At 55.7% G+C, this 17,279-nt stretch carries 13 protein-coding genes and 1 tRNA gene; 11 read left to right on the forward strand and 3 right to left on the reverse strand.

Annotated elements, in window-relative coordinates; translation table 11 throughout:
- Window positions 1–16 precede the first annotated feature (16 nt).
- The 7 genes from QK300_RS08375 (at window position 17) to QK300_RS08405 (ending at window position 10,928) form a co-directional block, all read left to right on the forward strand.
- On the forward strand, window positions 17–4,516 hold the full coding sequence (locus tag QK300_RS08375) for a translocation/assembly module TamB domain-containing protein (RefSeq protein WP_281301239.1): 4,500 nt from the start codon (window positions 17–19) through the stop codon (window positions 4,514–4,516).
- Between the two features lie 197 nt (window positions 4,517–4,713).
- On the forward strand, window positions 4,714–5,619 hold the full coding sequence (gene rimK / locus QK300_RS08380) for a 30S ribosomal protein S6--L-glutamate ligase (protein ID WP_281301240.1): 906 nt from the start codon (window positions 4,714–4,716) through the stop codon (window positions 5,617–5,619).
- A 39-nt stretch (window positions 5,620–5,658) separates the two neighbouring features.
- A complete protein-coding gene (locus tag QK300_RS08385; protein ID WP_281301241.1) occupies window positions 5,659–6,732 on the forward strand; it encodes a succinylglutamate desuccinylase/aspartoacylase family protein in 1,074 nt (357 codons plus the stop codon).
- Between the two features lie 102 nt (window positions 6,733–6,834).
- A complete protein-coding gene (locus tag QK300_RS08390; protein WP_281301242.1) occupies window positions 6,835–7,611 on the forward strand; it encodes an alpha/beta hydrolase in 777 nt (258 codons plus the stop codon).
- Between the two features lie 453 nt (window positions 7,612–8,064).
- The gene (locus QK300_RS08395) at window positions 8,065–8,685 is read left to right on the forward strand and encodes a 2OG-Fe(II) oxygenase (RefSeq protein ID WP_281301243.1); all 621 of its coding nucleotides are present in this window, start codon (window positions 8,065–8,067) and stop codon (window positions 8,683–8,685) included.
- Window positions 8,686–8,782: 97 nt separating this feature from the next.
- Entirely contained in the window at window positions 8,783–9,796 is a 1,014-nt protein-coding gene (gene hemH / locus QK300_RS08400; protein ID WP_348651858.1) for a ferrochelatase, read from the forward strand.
- A gap of 148 nt (window positions 9,797–9,944) precedes the next feature.
- Window positions 9,945–10,928 (forward strand): alpha/beta hydrolase, encoded by a 984-nt coding sequence (locus tag QK300_RS08405; RefSeq protein WP_281301245.1) that lies wholly within the window; start codon window positions 9,945–9,947, stop codon window positions 10,926–10,928.
- Window positions 10,929–11,373: 445 nt separating this feature from the next.
- Here QK300_RS08405 and QK300_RS08410 read toward each other — a convergent pair whose 3' ends face one another.
- Window positions 11,374–11,574: a hypothetical protein gene (locus tag QK300_RS08410; RefSeq protein ID WP_150006981.1), complete on the reverse strand. Its 201-nt coding sequence runs from the start codon at window positions 11,572–11,574 to the stop codon at window positions 11,374–11,376.
- Between the two features lie 144 nt (window positions 11,575–11,718).
- On the opposite strand from QK300_RS08410, the gene QK300_RS08415 reads away from it, so the two are divergent.
- Window positions 11,719–11,793, forward strand: a tRNA-Val gene (locus QK300_RS08415).
- Window positions 11,794–11,832: 39 nt separating this feature from the next.
- On the opposite strand, the gene QK300_RS08420 is transcribed toward QK300_RS08415, so the two are convergent.
- A complete protein-coding gene (locus tag QK300_RS08420) occupies window positions 11,833–13,086 on the reverse strand; it encodes a sodium:proton antiporter (protein ID WP_281301246.1) in 1,254 nt (417 codons plus the stop codon).
- A gap of 131 nt (window positions 13,087–13,217) precedes the next feature.
- Here QK300_RS08420 and QK300_RS08425 point away from each other — a divergent pair, with 131 nt between their 5' ends.
- From QK300_RS08425 to QK300_RS08435, 3 genes are all read left to right on the forward strand, one after another.
- Complete coding sequence (locus QK300_RS08425; protein ID WP_281301247.1) at window positions 13,218–14,687, forward strand: circularly permuted type 2 ATP-grasp protein; 1,470 nt, start codon at window positions 13,218–13,220, stop codon at window positions 14,685–14,687.
- Complete coding sequence (locus QK300_RS08430; RefSeq protein WP_281301248.1) at window positions 14,680–15,627, forward strand: alpha-E domain-containing protein; 948 nt, start codon at window positions 14,680–14,682, stop codon at window positions 15,625–15,627. Before QK300_RS08425 ends, QK300_RS08430 begins: the two co-directional genes overlap by 8 nt.
- 96 nt (window positions 15,628–15,723) lie before the next feature.
- Window positions 15,724–16,890 carry a putative zinc-binding peptidase gene (locus QK300_RS08435; protein WP_281301249.1) on the forward strand — a complete coding sequence of 389 codons (1,167 nt, stop codon included), beginning with the start codon at window positions 15,724–15,726 and terminating at the stop codon, window positions 16,888–16,890.
- Here the strand turns inward: QK300_RS08435 and QK300_RS08440 are convergent.
- Window positions 16,887–17,165, reverse strand: a complete 279-nt coding sequence (locus tag QK300_RS08440; protein WP_281301250.1) for a DUF6356 family protein — start codon at window positions 17,163–17,165, stop codon at window positions 16,887–16,889. The genes QK300_RS08435 and QK300_RS08440 overlap by 4 nt on opposite strands.
- Window positions 17,166–17,279 lie beyond the last annotated feature (114 nt).

Below are 17,279 nucleotides of genomic sequence, written 5' to 3' on the forward strand. Positions count from 1 at the left end.
TCGCCAAAAGCGCCCCTTGCGCACTCTGTTCCTGGGATGCGGAGCGCTTATCCTGCTGCTGTTGCTGACGACCATCGCTGGCCTTTTCTGGCTCAATAGCGATGGGGGCAAAAGCTGGATTCTGGCGCGCATCAATGATGCAGTGGGCACGAACTATGTGGAATTGGGCGGGCTTTCAGGCGATCTTTTCTCGCGATTTGAAATGGATCGCCTGCAGCTCCGCGATGATCGCGGGGTTTATCTGGTGCTGGATGGGCTGACCATTGCATGGCAGCCTCTGGATTTACTCGACAAACGCCTGACGATCCCATCCCTTGAGATTGCCCATGCCCGGTTGGATCGGCTGCCGGTTTTCGGCCCCGAAAAACCCGAAGATCAAGCCTTCAGCCTGCAGGATCTGCGCTTGCCCGATCTGGCCATGCCCCGGCTTCCCGATCTGCCGCTCGCCATCGAAATCGGCCGGATCACGATCAAAGATATAGCCCTCGATCCCAGCATCGCTCAATTAACGAGCGGTCGTGCTGTCACTTTGTTGGCCCGGCTCGATCACATCCGCCTGGCCGATCAAAAGGCCATGGCCAGTTTGGTGATCGAACAAACCGCCCCCAGCCCTGATCTGGCAACAGATCGTCTCAGTCCTGATCTGGCAACAGATCGCCTCAGTCTTGATCTGGATTATGAGCAAAGCCAGCAAAAGCTTGATCTGCGCCTTGATCTGCACGGCCCCCAAAATGGCCTGATCACCGCCCTTTTGGCGATGTCCCCCAATGAATCTCTGGATATTCATCTGGAAGGGGCGGGCCGATTGAACGCATGGCAGGGAACATTTTCAGCCAGAATGGGAGAGGCAAAAAGCCTTGAAGCCCGGATCACCGGCAATGAAACAGCCCTTGTGATCAAGGGCCATGCCGATCCAGCGGGGCTGATCGATCCCCCTTATGCCGCGCTTTTGGGGGCATCTGTGGCTTTTGTGATCACCGCCGGGCAGGATCAGGCGGATCATATCCCCCTTAAGCTTGAGCTTGATCTGGCCGCAGGCACCGTGGCTTTGGAAACGGCTTTGGCCAAAAACGGTCCGATGCTCTCAGCCCTCACCTATCGCCTCGATGCGCCCCAAAGTGCCGCCCTTTTGCCCGATGGATGGCCACTGACTTTTTCCGGCATGGCCATCGATGGCCGGGTGCAGCCTACAACACAGGGCCTTGTGCTCGATGGGGGTTTCAACCTCGATGCGCCCGCGTCGAATGAGGGCGCAAGCCCCGATCCGCAGACCCGTGATCCTCAGATTTTGGCTCAAAAGCTTGATGGCCGCTATCATCTGGGGATCGAAGGCTCTGAAATGAGCCTGAAGCTCAGCGGTCAAATCCATGATCTGATCATCGCTGGGCTTTCGCAAACTACCGATCAACCCATGACGGTGGATTTCAATCTCGATGCTGTGGCCAATGAAAAAAGCCGCCAGATCACCCTTGGCACCGCATCGCTCAGCACTGGAGGCGCGCGGCTCACGGCTTCAGGCACCGCAAGCACCGATCTTGCGACCCTTGATCTTGAACTATTGGCCGAAATCGCCGATCTGGCCAGCCTCCCCCTTCCTTTGCCTTTCCAAGGCGGGCTGGAAAGCCGCTTTCTGGTCAACCGCCAAAATGCCGATGCCCCCATCGGCCTCACCCTCGATGGTCGGGGGCTTGATCTCGCATCCACAGATGCCACCCTCACCGCGCTTTTAGGGGCGGAACCGGTCATCAAGGCGCAGATCGATCTGGAGCCGGATCAGCAGATCACCATCAAAAACGCCCGGCTCGATGCAGCGGGGCTGAAGCTCGATATCAAGGGCGCGGCCGATCTGGCCGATGAAGGATTTGATCTGGATTATCAGATCCGCCTGCCCGATCTTGCGCGCTTTGGCTGGCTTGATGCCCCGGATATGCCCGGCACCGCAGAAATGGAAGGTGGGCTTTTATTGGATGGAACGCTGGGCGGGCCGTTTTCCGCCCCCCAACTGGCCCTGCACAGCCACCTCGATCAGCTTGATCTGGCCGGGCTGGTTTTGCACAATCTGCAATTGGATGGGCTGGCCAGCCTGTCTGATCCCGAGGCGGCGAATGAAACCGGGCCAATGGGCGAGATCAGGCTGAGCGCCGAAAGCAGCCTTGGCCCCTTGCGCATCGAAGCCCGAGGGCACAGGGATGCCGATGGCGCGTTCAGCCTGCCGCTGGCCTTTGTCGCATTGGGGGCGGCAAAAATCGAAGGCAGCCTGATCTATGGCACGGATTCTTTGCTGCGGGGCGAATTCAACGGCCAATCGGGGGATTTATCGGATTTACCCGAAAGCCAGCGCTATGGCCTTGAAGGCGATCTGAGCCTTAAGGCCGCGCTTTTCGCCCATAATGAAAAGCAGGCCCTAAGCCTTGAAGCGAGCGGGCAATCATTGGTTCTGCCCATCCAATCAAAGCGGCTCACCTTGCAGCGCCTTGATCTCAAGGCCGAGGCCTTTCTTACCGATGGCCTGCCGCGCATCGATGGCACGCTTTTATTGAGTGATTTTCTATTGGGCTTCACCCAATTGAGCCGCCTTCAGATCAGCGCCACGGGCGACCGCAGCCGCTTGCAGCTTGATGGCAAGGCCGATGGCCATTGGCGCGGCCCTCTCGATCTGGGGGGATCGCTCATCTGGTCACAGGAAGCGCAAAGTCAGAAGGCCAGCCTTTCCCTTGACGGTTTGCTGTTTGGGGAAAAGCTGAGCACTGAAAAGCCGCTATCGATGCAAATGGCAAAGGATCATCTGACCCTTGATCCCTTCCGCATCGAATTTTCCGAAGGGGCGATCAGCGGCGCCATGACGAAAGGCGAGGCTGAGGTCGATCTCAGGCTCGATCTGGCGGATATGCCCTTATCGATCCTCAATGTGATGTCCCCACAAATCCTGCCCACCGGCACTCTTGATGGCCAGCTTTCATTTACGCAGGAAAAAGATCAAAGCCGGGGCACGATGCGCCTTTTCCTGCATGATCTCGCCCCAGCGATCGGCGGCTTTACCCAGGTACCGCCCCTGCAGATCAGCATCAAAGCCGATCTCAAGGATGATCTTTTAATGATGATGGCCGAAGGCTCCGCCCGCGATGCTCTGGAAGCCAATGCCCGGCTGACACTGCCTTTGCGCCTTGATCTCGTCCAACCAGCCTTTGATCTGCCCGATGATGCCCCCCTTGAAGGCGAGATGATCTGGCAAGGGGCGCTGGCCCCGCTGTTCATGATCCTTGATCTGCCGCAACAGGAAGCCTCGGGCGATCTGGATGCCACCATCAAAATTGCAGGGACCGTCGAAAGCCCCGAACCCAAAGGCACGATCAGCCTGAAAAATGGCCGCTATGAGCATTTGCCCAGCGGTTTTATCGCCACCGATCTTGCTTTGGATGCGCGCCTTGATGGTTTGAAGCTGACCATTGAAAGCCTTGCAGCCCAGGATGGCAATGGCGGCCGGATCAGCGGCGCGGGCTCAGCCGGATTATCGCCGGAAGGCGAGATGCTGGCCGATCTCGACCTTTCCCTTGATGGGGTCACAGTGGTGCGTCGGGTGGAAGCACGGGCGGTCACCTCAGCACAGTTGAAATTTGAAAAAAGCCCCGCGATCCATCGCCTTTCAGGCCGGATCGATCCCACACGCGCCGATATCGATATTTCAAAATCCCTGCCCGATGATGTGACCAGCATCGAGGTGACAGAAATCGACAGCCGGGTGGCCCAATTGGACGGAGAGAGCGATGATGCTGGCGATCAGGGCCTCTCAGCCCCTGATGACCGGCCCCTCGCCCTTGATCTCAAGATCGCAGCCCCCCGGCGCATTTTCATCCGGGGACGGGGGCTCGATTCCGAATGGGCCCTTGATCTGGATATTGATGGCAGCGCCGACACACCCTTGATCAGCGGCAGCGCCCGTCTTGTTAAGGGGGCCTTTGATTTTGCCGGTCGGCGGCTGATTTTGGATAATGGCCAGATCTTATTGACCGGCAATGCCAATCCCGATCCCTTGCTGGATATTACCGCGCGGGATCAGATCGATGGTCTTGCCATTATTTTGCAGCTTTCCGGGCCTTTATCCGCGCCCGTAATCAGCTTGCAATCCACCCCCTCCCTGCCCGAAGATGAAATTCTCGCCCGTCTGCTTTTTGGCGAGCAGGTCTCAGATCTCACCCCATTGGAAGCCATGCAACTGGCCTCGGCACTCGCCAGCCTTTCGGGCGGGGGCGGGCTCGATGTCATCGGAGCGGCGCGCTCCACCCTTGGTCTGGATCGTCTCAATATCGATATGGGGGGTGAAGACACGGGTGGCACCCGGCTCACCGGGGGCAAATATCTCACCGATGATATTTATCTGGAAATCAGCACCGAAACCGGCACCGGCATCACCACCGGAACCATCGAATGGGCGCTGACCCGGAATCTGGGGATTCGCAGTGAAATGAGCAGCAGCAAAGACAATTCTGTCTCCCTGCGCTGGTCATGGTCCTATTGAGAAGATGGCCATAGGCTTTTTTCCGCATTGCCATGAAGGTCTGTTTCTGACAAAGGGCGCTTTACTGCATTCTTTTTGCTATCATCGGCTTGATCAGTGATCAATCACTGCGTGAACGGCCCAAAGGCCCTAAGGCCCTAAGCGCCCCTTGTCGCCTTCGTCTGCATCTTGTCCTTAATCCCTTTGCGGAGTTTCTTATGCGTATCGCGCTTCTCGCCCGGAATCCCGATCTTTATTCCCATAAGCGCCTGATGGAGGCGGCTGTTTTACGCGGCCACGAGATCGATTGGGTGGATACCATGAAGGTCTATCTGAAGATGGGCGAAGTGCGCCCGGAAATGCGCTATAAAGGGGCCGAAATGCCCCATTATGATGCGGTGATCCCGCGCATCGGGGCATCGATCACCTTTTTCGGCACCGCCGTTTTACGCCAGTTCGAGGTGATGGGGGTTTATCCCCTCAATGAATCGGTGGCAATCTCCCGTTCCCGCGACAAATTGCGGTCGATGCAGCTTTTATCAAGGCGCGGTGTGAAATTACCGGTCACCGGCGTTGCCCATGGCACAAGGCAAACCGAAGATCTGATCGATATGATGGGCGGCCCGCCTTTGGTCATCAAGCTGGTTGAAGGCACTCAGGGTGTGGGGGTGGTTCTGGGCGATACCATGCCCGCCGTGAAAAGCATGATCAATGCCTTTGCGGGCCTTGAAGCCCATATATTGGTGCAGGAATTCATCGCCGAAGCGGGGAATGAGGATATCCGCTGCCTTGTGGTGGGGGAAAAGGTGGTGGCGGCCATGCGCCGCAAAGGGCCGGAAGGTGATTTTCGCTCCAATCTGCATCGCGGCGGCTCGGCTCATAAGGTGAAGATCACCCCTGCCGAGCGGGCCACGGCGGTGAAGGCGGCGAAGGTCATGGGGCTTAATGTGTGCGGGGTGGATATGCTGCGATCCCATCGCGGCCCTTTGGTGATGGAGGTCAATTCCTCGCCCGGACTGGAAGGGATCGAGACCGCCACCGGCCTTGATATTGCTGGCAAGATCATCGAATTTCTGGAAAAGAATGCCCGCCCCCATCGCACCCGCACCAAAGGTCATGGCTGAATGGCCACAACAGCAGACTAAAAGGCATCAAGAACCGGCATGACAAGAACAAAAAACCACAAGGCCAGCGCCAGCCGCCCGCCTTTTTACATCGCGGGCCATGAAGTGGACCCGGGTGAGCGCATCCATATCAATGTGCCACTGCCCAGCCAATCGAGCTATATGCCAATTTCCATGCCGGTGCATGTGCTGCATTCCCGGCATCATGGCCCCACCCTGTTTTTATCGGCGGCGGTGCATGGTGATGAAATCAATGGCATCGAAATCATCCGGCAGGTGATGGCCCATGCTGCCCTTGGCCGCCTGCGGGGCACGCTGATCGCGGTGCCCATCGTCAATGTCTATGGCTTTACCACGCACACCCGCTATCTGCCCGATAGGCGCGATCTCAATCGCTCTTTCCCCGGCTCGCAGCATGGTTCTTTGGCGGCCCGGCTGGCCCATGTGTTCGCCAGCGAAATCGTCGATCGCTCAACCCATGGCATCGATCTGCATACCGGTGCCAATCACCGCACCAATCATCCCCATATCCGCGCCAATCTCGATGATCCCGATACCGAACAGCTTGCCCGCGCCTTTGGCACGCCGGTGATCATCAATGCCAATATGCGCGATGGATCGCTGCGCCAATATGCGGCAGACAAACAGATCAAAACCCTGCTTTATGAGGCGGGCGAGGCCCTGCGTTTCGAGCCTTTGCCGGTGCGCGCGGGCGTGCGCGGCGTGCTGAATGTGATGCGCTTTCTGGGGATGATCCGGGGCAAGCCGGTGCTTGATCATCAGGTGATCAAAGCCAGTGATTCGCAATGGGTGCGTTCGTCATCCAATGGCCTTTTGCGGGTCGAGGTCCGGCAGGGCGCGCGGATCACCAAGGGCGAAACGCTGGGCTGGGTTTCCGATGCCGTTGGGCAAAATCATACCCGCATTTTATCCCCGGTGACCGGGATCGTCATCGGTCGCACCAATCTGCCGGTGGTGAATGAGGGGGATGCGCTGTTTCACATCGCCCGGTTCAATGATTCGATGAAGGTGGAAAGCGCCATTGAAAGCTTTCATTCCACCCATATCGAGGGTTTGGGCCAAGGCGATTATCCTGATATCGTTGAAATGTGAATCTGCAACTGGAAACCCCTCACGTCACGGTTTATGCTGATCGAAAGGATGGCAGGATCTGATCGATTCCGCTGCGTCCTGATCAAACGGGGGGATAACGCCATGACCCAGAAAACACCCATGGTGATGATCCATGGCATGTGGAGCCGCGGCAATTGCTGGGCCCATTTGCGCGCCCATTTCGAATCTTTAGGCCATCGGGTGCTCACCCCCACCTTGCCCTTTCATGATGTGCCGGCGGCCAGCCCGCCCCCCAGCCGATTGGGCAGCGCATCGCTCAATGATTATACCGATGCCCTGGAAGCCGAGATCAAAGCCTTCGATCATGATGCCATCATCATCGGCCATTCCATGGGGGGGCTTTTGGCGCAAAAAATCGCCGCACGGGGGCTTGGCTCGCGCCTGATCTGTCTGGCGCCTGCGCCTTCTGCGGGGATGAACCCCTTTTTGCTGGGGCCGCTCAAAAGCTTTTATAAAACCACCCTGCGCCCCGGCTTTTGGAACAAACCCCATAAGCCCGATTGGGAAACCGCCCGGTGGAGCGTATTCAACGGCCCCGTGCCCGAAGCCGAAGCCCGCAGGGTTTATGAGGATTATGTGTGGGAATCGGGCCGCGCGCTTTTCGAACTGGCTTTGTGGATTTTCGATGGGGAACAGGCGGCATCGGTCAATCGTGATCGCATTCGCATGCCCGTTCTGGTGGCCGTGGGGGCCGAAGATCGCATCACGCCAAAGGAATGGGCGCGATCTGCGGTGCGCAAATTTGAAGGCCGCGCCCGCTATGCGGAATTTCCCAAGCTGGGCCATTGGCTGATCGGCGAAACCACCGCTCCGCTGATCGCCCGCCGCATCGAACGATTCCTCGAAACCGATCTTTGATCGGTCGGGCCTGAAAATTGGGCCTGGGAATGAAGGATTTGGGCATGCGCCAGACATGAAAAAGCCGCCAGTTTCCCGGCGGCTCTTCATAAGGAGGGAATGCCCCCTTATTTCTTACCACCCGGCTTTGCCGAGGCGGGCTTGGGGGCGCCCGGTTTGCTTTGCGACTGCGAGGGTTTGCCGGTTTTCATCGTCATGGCATTGTCCTTTGGACAGGGTGCCCGAAGACCATCTTCGGACCCCTTGAATCTGGGCTTTTCCCACGGATTTTGTAGACGGTATTTTTGCATATCGAAAGGCTCAGCCATGCGCTTTTTGCACGGCTTTAAAAGCCCTGCCCGTGCAAGCCGCGCCAGTGTTTCATTCTGCGCATCATTGATTTGACCTTTGCCAAAAAGCCGCTATCAGCTTTTGGATCCCGCCTTTTGTTGGGCGGTTTTGGAAAGCTTCATCATGACCCCTGCGCCAGCCCCTGCTCATAGCCACCTTCCCTTTGGGGGCGAGCCGCCCTTTTCAGGATCGGGCGCGTTTTTCATCGCCCGCCCCGATGCCTTCAGCAAGGCCGAATGTGCCATCCTTTGTGGCCTGATGGAGGACGCCACCCCCAAGGCGGGCCGGCTGACCGGGGGGCAAACTGTGGAGAGCATTCGCGCCTGCGAGATTTTATGGCTCGATGATCAGCCCGAAACATCCTGGATCTTTGAACGACTGGCCCGGATCATGTCGGATATCAATAACAGCGCTTTTGGTTTTCAGGTCGAAGGCTTCAATGAAGGGGCGCAGCTCATCCGCTATGATGGCCATGAACGCGGCACCTATGATTGGCATGCCGATCGTGGGCGGGCACCGGGCACCCGCACCCGCAAGCTCTCGATCTCCGTGCAAATCACCCCGCCCGATGATTATGAAGGCGGCTGCCTTGAACTCAATGGCGAAGGCAGTGTAATAACAGCACCGCGAACGGAAGGCACGGCCATCGTGTTTCCCAGCTTTGTTTTGCATCGAATAAGCCCGGTCACAAAAGGGCGGCGCACCGCTTTGGTGGCTTGGCTGCATGGCCCGGCTTTTCGCTGATCAACCGGGCCATGGGGCGCGCATAAAAGGCTTAACGATGACAGACCATGACCAAACAGCCCGATCCAAAAGCGCACAAGCCGATAGCGCGGCTTTTATGCCGACTGACCATCCGGCCATCGCGCATGGCCGCATCGGAGTTTTGATCGTCAACCTGGGCACCCCCGATGGCACGGATTATCGATCCATGCGGCGCTATCTGAAGGAATTTTTATCCGACCATAGGGTCATCGAATTGAACCCTCTGGCCTGGAAGATCATTCTCAATCTTTTCATTCTGCCTTTTCGTCCGCAAAAATCGGGCAAGGCCTATGCCGCCATCTGGAATGAAGCCCGCGACGAAAGCCCTCTGCGCACCCTCACACGCGCGCAGGGCGAAAATCTGGCCCGGGCGCTGAGCCATGAAGATCGTATCGTGGTTGATTGGGCCATGCGCTATGGCCAGCCATCCATTGCCGAAAAGATCGATGCCCTGAAAAAGAAGGGCTGTGATCGCATCGCCGTCATGGCTCTTTATCCCCAATATTCCGCATCCACCACCGCCAGCGTTTATGATCAGCTTTTTCGCCATCTGATGACTTTGCGTTGGCAGCCTGCGGTGCGCACCCTGGCCCCTTATCATGATGATGGCGATTATATCAAAGCCCTTGTCGCATCGGTGGAGCGCAAAATTGCCGAAACCGGATGGGAGCCGGACATGCTTCTCGCCTCGTTTCACGGCATTCCGAAAAGCTATTTCGAAGCGGGCGATCCCTATCATTGCCATTGCCAGAAAACCGGACGCCTGCTGCGCGAGGCTTTGGGCTATGATGAAAACCGCTTCATGGTCACCTTTCAATCCCGATTCGGACCCAAAGAATGGTTGCAGCCCTATACCGATCAAACCCTTGAAGCCCTGCCCGGCATGGGGAAAAAGAAAGTGATGGTGATTTCACCGGGCTTTGCATCGGATTGCGTTGAAACTTTGGAAGAAATCGGACTCGAGGGGAAAAAGCTGTTTTTAGATGCTGGAGGCGAGGCTTTTGCGCGGATTGATTGCCTCAATGATCATCCCGATCATATCGCCTTGCTGGCCAAATTACTGGATAAGGAATTAAAGGGCTGGCTTTAAATGATTCTATTTTATACAAATAATTGAAGGATTTTTCATTGAGGCTCCCATGGCACCCTTCTGATTGTTGAGCCTTGGGTCAAATTCTCTGGGCAGCAAAATCGTCATGTGGTTTATTTTTAAGGCATTTCTGTGGACGATCGGGGCAATGGCTGCGTTGATCGCCATTGCCGTGCTCACATTTGGAACGCCTGATCTGGATCGGGATCTGCTGGCCAATTATTATGCCCCCAAGCCATCGAAATTCCTCAGCTTACCCAGTGGCACCAGCCTTCATTATCGGGATCAGGGGCCATCCCTCGCCCCGGCTTTGCTCTTGCTTCATGGCACGGGATCATCCCTTCATACGTGGGAGCCTTGGGTTGAGGCGCTTTCCCATAGCTATCGTGTTATCAGCATGGATCTGCCAGCCCATGGGCTGACAGGGAAAACCGCTGAAAATGATTATAGCACCGAAGGCATGGTGCGCGCCGTTCATAGCCTGATCAGCCAATTGGGGATCGAACGTCTGGTGATCGGCGGCAATTCCATGGGTGGCAAGATCAGCATGGCTTATGCCCTTGCCTACCCTCAGAAAATCGCCGGATTGGTGCTGGTGGATAGCGCCGGTTTCGTCCCCGAAAACAGCCCTGAACCCACCCTGCCCCTTGGCTTTAAACTGGCGAAATTGCCCGGCATCTCCTGGATCATGGAAACGATCACGCCCCGATCAATGATCAAACAAGGGCTGGAAACGGCGATGGCCAATGATGATCTGGTCACCAATGCCATGGTGGATCGATCATGGCACCTGCTTTTGATGGATGGATCGCGCAAGGCACTGCTCGATTATTTCAGCCATATCAATGAACGGGTCGATCCCTCAAAGATCACGGCGCCGACCCTCATTCAATGGGGGCGTGAAGACAGGATGATCCCCTTATCTGTGGGCCGGGCCCTGGAGCGGGCCATGCCCAATGCCACCCTGGTGGTTTATGACGATCTGGGGCATATCCCGATGGAGGAAGATCCCCAAAGAACAGTGCAGGATGTGCGGATGTTTCTGGCCTCGCTTCAGCCCGAAGATGCATGGGAGGGTGCAGCCCCCCGAAACGCATCCAAAAATTCAATCACACCTGCGGCCAATTTCTGATTCCTTGCGAAGCTTGGGGGCCTAAGATGCCCCTCAGGCTGCCCGCTGATAACGCTGGCGGCGGCGACTGCGACGGATGCTGATGCGGGCGGCTGAAGTGGTGTTGCGGATCGTGTTTGTAGTAAATGACATGGCTTTGTTCCTTTGTGATGATCGCGAAAGAGCTGCGGGCTTTGTCTTAAGCCACGCGCTGATAACGCTGGCGGCGGCGACTGCGACGGATGCTGATGCGGGCGGCTGAAGTGGTGTTGCGGATCGTGTTTGCGGTGAATGACATGGCTTTGTTCCTTTGTGCTGTCGCCTGATGGCTTGATGGTGTTTGCTTGTGTGTTGTTGTTTCGGTGTATTAGTTATGTAGTACACTAAACCCGAAAGCAAGTGTTATTTTACGTCCCCCCTGCATTTTTTTACGCAGGATGGCCAAGCCATTCAAAAAAATAGAGATTTATCCAAGCCGCCCGCGAAAGGGCTGGCCGGTGATGAGGGTGATCAGATGACCGGCAAACAGCAAAATCAGCAGAATCGCCAGAAATTGCAGGGCCCCATAGGGGATCAAAGGGGGCTTCCCCGGCACATAGGCCCGCCGCCCGCCCAAAGTCGCCAAGCCCAAAAGACCAAGGGCGGCCCCCATCAAAATCAGTGTCATGGTCATATCCATGGGGAAAAAGTGCCACAAACCGCGCCGCGATCAAGGATTGATTTCAGGCTTTGAACATTTGCGCCCCCTTTGCGCAGGAAAAATCTTGCGCAGGACTTTAAAGCGGTATTATAAGGCCCCTCTCGCAGGCGAGGGCGCGTAGCTCAGGGGTAGAGCACTGTGTTCACACCGCAGGGGTCGCAGGTTCAAATCCTGCCGCGCCCACCATGCCTGTTCAGCGGGGCGCCTGTTCAGCGAGGCACCTGTTTAATGGGGTTTCGATTTGATCGAACGCCCATAAAGCTTTGCCAAAGGCATGGCGCTCAGCCCATGCAAAATCACCGAAAAGCCCACAGTCAGCATGACACAGGCGCGAATTTCCTGGGCTTGGGGGATCGGATAAATTTCAAGAATCATCAGCGCAAAAAGCAGGGATGCCAGCCCGCGCGGCCCGAACCATCCCATCAAAAATCGTTCCTTCCATGGGGCCTTGCTGCCGATCAGTGCCACAAGAATGGCCAAAACCCGAACCACGAAAAGACTGCCCAGCGCATAAAGAACCGTTGCCGGACCCGCAACCGCCAGCCCTTCGGGCAAAAGCATCGCGCCAAACAGCAAAAAGGCAAACATGGTCAGAATCTGGCCTTCTTCCTCCATGAAATCGATCAATGAGCCACAGCGATGGCGCACCGTGCAGCCAAGGGTGATGCCGGCCGCAAACGCCGCCAAAAAGCCATTGCCGCCCAAGGATTCGGCCAGCGCATAAGATAAGATCGCCAAAGCCAGCAAAATGATCCCTTCGATTTTATCATCGATCTTTTTGCCGCTGATGGCCCGATCAAGCCACCGCCCCCCGATAAGGGCCACAAGCCCCCCAAAAAGCGGCCCCAAAATGATCTGCTTGCCGGCAAAGACGGCCATCGACAGGGCCGATCCATCCACCCCGTGCATTGATGCGCTCCCCTCCGCGCTCCCCGCCCCACCGGTATGCGCCACCGAGGCGAAAATCGCCAGCATCACCACCGCAGGCAGCGCCAAGCCATCATTCAATCCGCTTTCAGCAATCATCACCTGACGGGTTTTGAGGGGGATATCGGGATGGTTTAAAATGGGCTGGCCAAGGGCGGCATCGGTGGGCACCAGCATGGCCGCCAAAAGCAACGCGGGCAAAAGACCGATCCCGGGAAACAGCCAATAAGCCAGCCCGGCCCCCAGAACCAGGGCCACCGGCATCCCGATCATCAGCATCCTGATCGCCAACTGACGTTCCTTCAGCAGCGTTTTGATATCCAACCGGGCTGCATCGCTGAACAAAATAAGGGTGAGGGTCAATTCAGCGATCATCAAAATCGTGCCGTCCATCGCCTCAAAGGTCACCAGATCAAGACCAGCATCCCCCAGCGCAAAACCGAAAAGACTGAAAACAAGGGGAATGGTGAGCAAGCCGCCCCCAAGGCGCTTGCCAAAGAGACCGAACAGCAAAACAGCGGCCGCAACAATGGCCAATTCATTGGCAGACATAAAAATCCTGACCCTTAATCACAAAACAAACAGCTTCACTCAAAATAGCAATAAAATGGGTGCATTTCCGGTTTAAAAAGGCAATTATATGACACTATGCAAAAAATAACCTTTTCATTTGGATGCTATTTATGAATTCCACTTTACTGAGTGGACTTTTGAAAGACTATGATCCGGGCGGATATTATTGCGAATTGCTCGGCGGCCTTGATGCCAGCAAAAATCAGGAGCAATTGCGCGCTTTGGCCCCGGTCATGGAAAAAATCAATGCCCTGACCGTGGGCGATCTGCGCAAGCGCACCGCCGCCGTGACCCGCGAGCTTTATAATCTGGGCATCACCTTCACCGTATATTCCCAGCGCGATCAGATCGATCGGGTGCTGCCCTTCGATGCCCTGCCCCGGGTGATCACCCAAAAGCAATGGGCCCATATCGAACGGGGATCGATCCAAAGGGTAACCGCGATCAATCTGTTTTTGGATGATATTTATCATGATGCCAAAATCCTCAAAGACAAGGTGGTGCCCAAAGATTTGGTTTTGACCAACAAGAATTACAGCCCGCAGATGGAGGGGCTTACCCTGCCCCATAAAAGCTATGCCAGCATTTGTGGGGTGGATCTGGTGCGTGGCGCGGATGGCGAATTTCTGGTTTTAGAAGATAATGCCCGCACGCCTTCGGGGGTTTCCTATGTGGTGGAAAACCGCCATCTGACCTTACGCACCTTTCCCGATCTGGCGCGCGCCACCAGCATCAGAACGGTATCCGATTATGGCCAAAGGCTGGTGGAAAGCCTGCGGCAATTGGCGATGAACCCAAGCCTTGAAAATCCGCAGGTGGTGCTGCTTTCTCCCGGCACCTTTAATTCGGCCTATTTCGAGCATGTGTTTCTGGCCCGGGAAATGGGTGTTCCCCTTGTGGAAGGCCGCGATCTGCTGGTGGATAATGATCGCGTTTATATGAAAACCATCCTCGGCCTTGAACCGGTGGATATTATCTATCGGCGGATCGATGATCAGTTCATCGACCCAGAAACCTTCAACCCCAAAAGCCTTTTGGGGGTGCCCGGCCTGATGCGTGCCTATCGGGCCGGCAATGTCACCCTCACCAATGCGATTGGCACCGGCATTGCCGATGACAAGGCCATCTATGCCTATATGCCGCGCATCATCCGCTATTATCTGGGGGAGGATGCCATCCTGCCCAATGTGGAAACCCATATCTGCCGCGAGCCCGAGGGCCTTGCCTATACCCTTCAGAATCTGGAAAATCTGGTGGTGAAGCCGGTGGGCGAATCGGGCGGCTATGGGGTGGTCATCGGCCCGCGTTCAAGCAAAAAAGTGCTGGCCGATCTCAGGCGGAAATTAAAGGCGGCACCGGATAATTTCATCAGCCAGCCCATGATCTCCCTTTCGGTGGCCCCTACCTTGTGCAGCCGGGGTGTGGAGCCGCGCCATGTCGATTTGCGGCCCTTTGTGGTCAGCGGGCGATCCACCTGGGTTTTGCCGGGCGGGCTGACACGGGTGGCGCTGAAAAAAGGCTCGCTCATCGTCAATTCAAGCCAGGGCGGCGGTTCAAAGGATACATGGGTTCTTGCATAAACTTCTCGCCAGACACGCTGAAGAAATTTTCTGGATGTCTCGTCAGGTCGAGCGCATGAACAATATTGCGCGGATTTTGGATGTTCAGGAAAGCTTTGGGCATCAAAAAGATGGCACCCATAATTGGCTGTCCGTTTTGAAAATCTACGCTGATGACGAGCGTTTTCTGGCGCAGGATTTAAAGCCCACGGCGGAAAATGTTCTCTATTTTTATATTCTCGATGGCGACAATCCCACATCGATCTATGCCAATCTGAAAATGGCCCGGCAAAATGCGCGGGCCCTGCGCCCTCAGATTTCCACCGAAATGTGGTTCCATCTCAATACATTCTATAATTCCATGCGGGGGATGAAACGGCGGGATATCAGCGAGGAACGGCTCAATCTGGTGTGTGCCCGCATCAAGGAAGCCTGCCAGACCTTCAGCGGTATCACCGCCGAAACCCTGTATAAAGACGATAGCTGGTATTTTTCCAAAATCGGTATGAACCTAGAGCGGGCCGATCAAACCTCCCGCCTTCTCGATGCCAAATATGAAGCTTTGCAGATGGGGGATGCCGATATGGGTTCGGCGTCCGATATGTCGCAATGGAATGCGCTTTTGCGCTCGGCTGCGGGCTTTCATGCCTATCGCCGGGTGCACAGCAAGGGCTTCAGCGCCGAAAGTGCCGCCGGATTTCTGCTGTTTGATGAACGCTTTCCGCGCTCGGTTTCAGCCTCGATCTCTGAGGCCTGCCTTGCTTTGAACGATCTGCATGAAAGCTTTGGCAGCGATCAGAAACGCATCGCCCTCGATGCCATGAAAGCCTTTCAATCCCATGTGCGCCAAAGCGCGATCAAGGATGTGATCGCATCGGGGATGCATGATTATCTTGATGATCTGCAAAAGCATCTGATCGATATCACGTCGCTTTTGGAAGAAGAATTTTTTGCCCCCTAGAGCATCGGGGCCATTCCGGTTAGTCTGTGTTCCCTGTTGGCGGAGACATGCGCTTTACAGCCATCCGCCAGCGCGTTGAGTTTTGGAAATCAGGCCATGCGGCTATTTGAATGCGATAAATGCCAGAATCTGATCTATTTTGAAAATGTGCATTGCGAACGCTGTGGCTCTCGCATCGGTTTTCGTGATGATCAGATGCGGCTAACCGCAATCGAACCCATCAGCGGCGAAAAACAGGGATGGGCGCAGCTTTGGCGATCTGTGAGAGACCCTGAGGATCATTTCAAGCTTTGTGCCAATACCATCTATGATGCCTGCAACTGGCTGATCCCGGCGGAAAAATCCGATGATTATTGCACCGCCTGCCGGTTCAATCGCACGGTGCCCGATCTGGGCGATCCGGCATCGGTTTTGCTCTGGGAAAAAGTGGAAGCCGCCAAGCACCGGCTGATTTATGGGCTTTTGCGCCTGCGCCTCCCCATCATCAGCAAATTCGATAATCCCGCAATCGGGCTGGCCTTCGATTTTCTGGCCGATCCCAATATCGCGGATTATGTCACCGAACATTCTTCGGTGATCCTGACCGGCCATGCAAGGGGGGTGATCACCATCAATATAGCCGAAGCCGATGATGTGGTGCGCGAAGAACGCAGGCGGCAGTTTTCCGAGCCCTATCGCACGCTTTTAGGGCATTTTCGCCATGAAATCGGCCATTATTACTGGGAACGGCTGATCCGGGATGGCCAGCGAATCGATCCGTTTCGCAGGCTTTTCGGGGATGAGCGCGCTAATTATCAAAAGGCGCTTGAAGCCCATTATAATCAATATACCAAACCCGATTGGGAAGAAAGCTATGTCAGCGCCTATGCGGCGGCCCATCCTTGGGAAGATTGGGCGGAATGCTGGGCGCATTATATGCATATGGTCGATACTTTGGAAACCGCGCATCATTTCGGGATGCGGGTCTCACCGCGCACAACGACCATTGCCAAAACCATGACAACAGCGGATTTCGACCCCTATGGCGAGCCCGATTTCCAAGCCATCATCGGAACATGGCTACCCCTCACCCATGCGGTCAACAGCCTCAATCGCTCTATGGGGCAGCCCGATCTCTATCCCTTCGTCCTGTCGCAAAAGGTGATCGAAAAGCTGGGCTTCATCCATGATCTGCTCAATAGCCTTGATGATGCGGATCGGTTCGATTCCACAGCTTTTGGCCGGATGGGCACGCAAATGGCCGCCCCCGGCACAGGGCTTTAAATCACATAATCAAAGCTATCTTCGCCTTTATAGGATCGCGTTCCTGCCGAAGATGCAGCCCCCGGTATCCGGCGGCGATTGCGCACCATTTTGTCATGAAGGCGGCTGATGATCGTGCTGCCGGTTTTGGTAAACAGGGCGGGCAAAAGCGCATGAAAAAAACAGACCACCGCCCCCAGAAACAAGAGTCCGGAAAAGCGCATGGCCGTTCCCATATGCGCGAAATACCCCTCACCCACCGATTGCGGATGGTCCAGAAACCATTTTTGGATCATAGCGACACACCATTTTTATAGATAGAAAATCTGTTACAGTTCATTAGAAAAACTAATCTATGAAATTTTTTCACGCCTGACAAGTCAATCGCCAGTGATCGGCCATCGTCTCCC

The organism is Iodidimonas sp. MBR-22, assembly GCF_029946565.1.
Lineage (GTDB): Bacteria > Pseudomonadota > Alphaproteobacteria > Sphingomonadales > Rhodothalassiaceae > Iodidimonas > Iodidimonas nitroreducens.

Coding starts and splice junctions, on each gene's coding strand:
- rimK (WP_281301240.1), top strand. CDS start 4,714: ATGCGTATCGCGCTTCTCGCCCGGAATCCCGATCTTTATTCCCATAAG.
- QK300_RS08385 (WP_281301241.1), top strand. CDS start 5,659: ATGACAAGAACAAAAAACCACAAGGCCAGCGCCAGCCGCCCGCCTTTT.
- QK300_RS08390 (WP_281301242.1), top strand. CDS start 6,835: ATGACCCAGAAAACACCCATGGTGATGATCCATGGCATGTGGAGCCGC.
- QK300_RS08395 (WP_281301243.1), top strand. CDS start 8,065: ATGACCCCTGCGCCAGCCCCTGCTCATAGCCACCTTCCCTTTGGGGGC.
- hemH (WP_348651858.1), top strand. CDS start 8,783: ATGCCGACTGACCATCCGGCCATCGCGCATGGCCGCATCGGAGTTTTG.
- QK300_RS08405 (WP_281301245.1), top strand. CDS start 9,945: ATGGCTGCGTTGATCGCCATTGCCGTGCTCACATTTGGAACGCCTGAT.
- QK300_RS08410 (WP_150006981.1), bottom strand. CDS start 11,574: ATGACACTGATTTTGATGGGGGCCGCCCTTGGTCTTTTGGGCTTGGCG.
- QK300_RS08420 (WP_281301246.1), bottom strand. CDS start 13,086: ATGTCTGCCAATGAATTGGCCATTGTTGCGGCCGCTGTTTTGCTGTTC.
- QK300_RS08425 (WP_281301247.1), top strand. CDS start 13,218: ATGAATTCCACTTTACTGAGTGGACTTTTGAAAGACTATGATCCGGGC.
- QK300_RS08435 (WP_281301249.1), top strand. CDS start 15,724: ATGCGGCTATTTGAATGCGATAAATGCCAGAATCTGATCTATTTTGAA.
- QK300_RS08440 (WP_281301250.1), bottom strand. CDS start 17,165: ATGATCCAAAAATGGTTTCTGGACCATCCGCAATCGGTGGGTGAGGGG.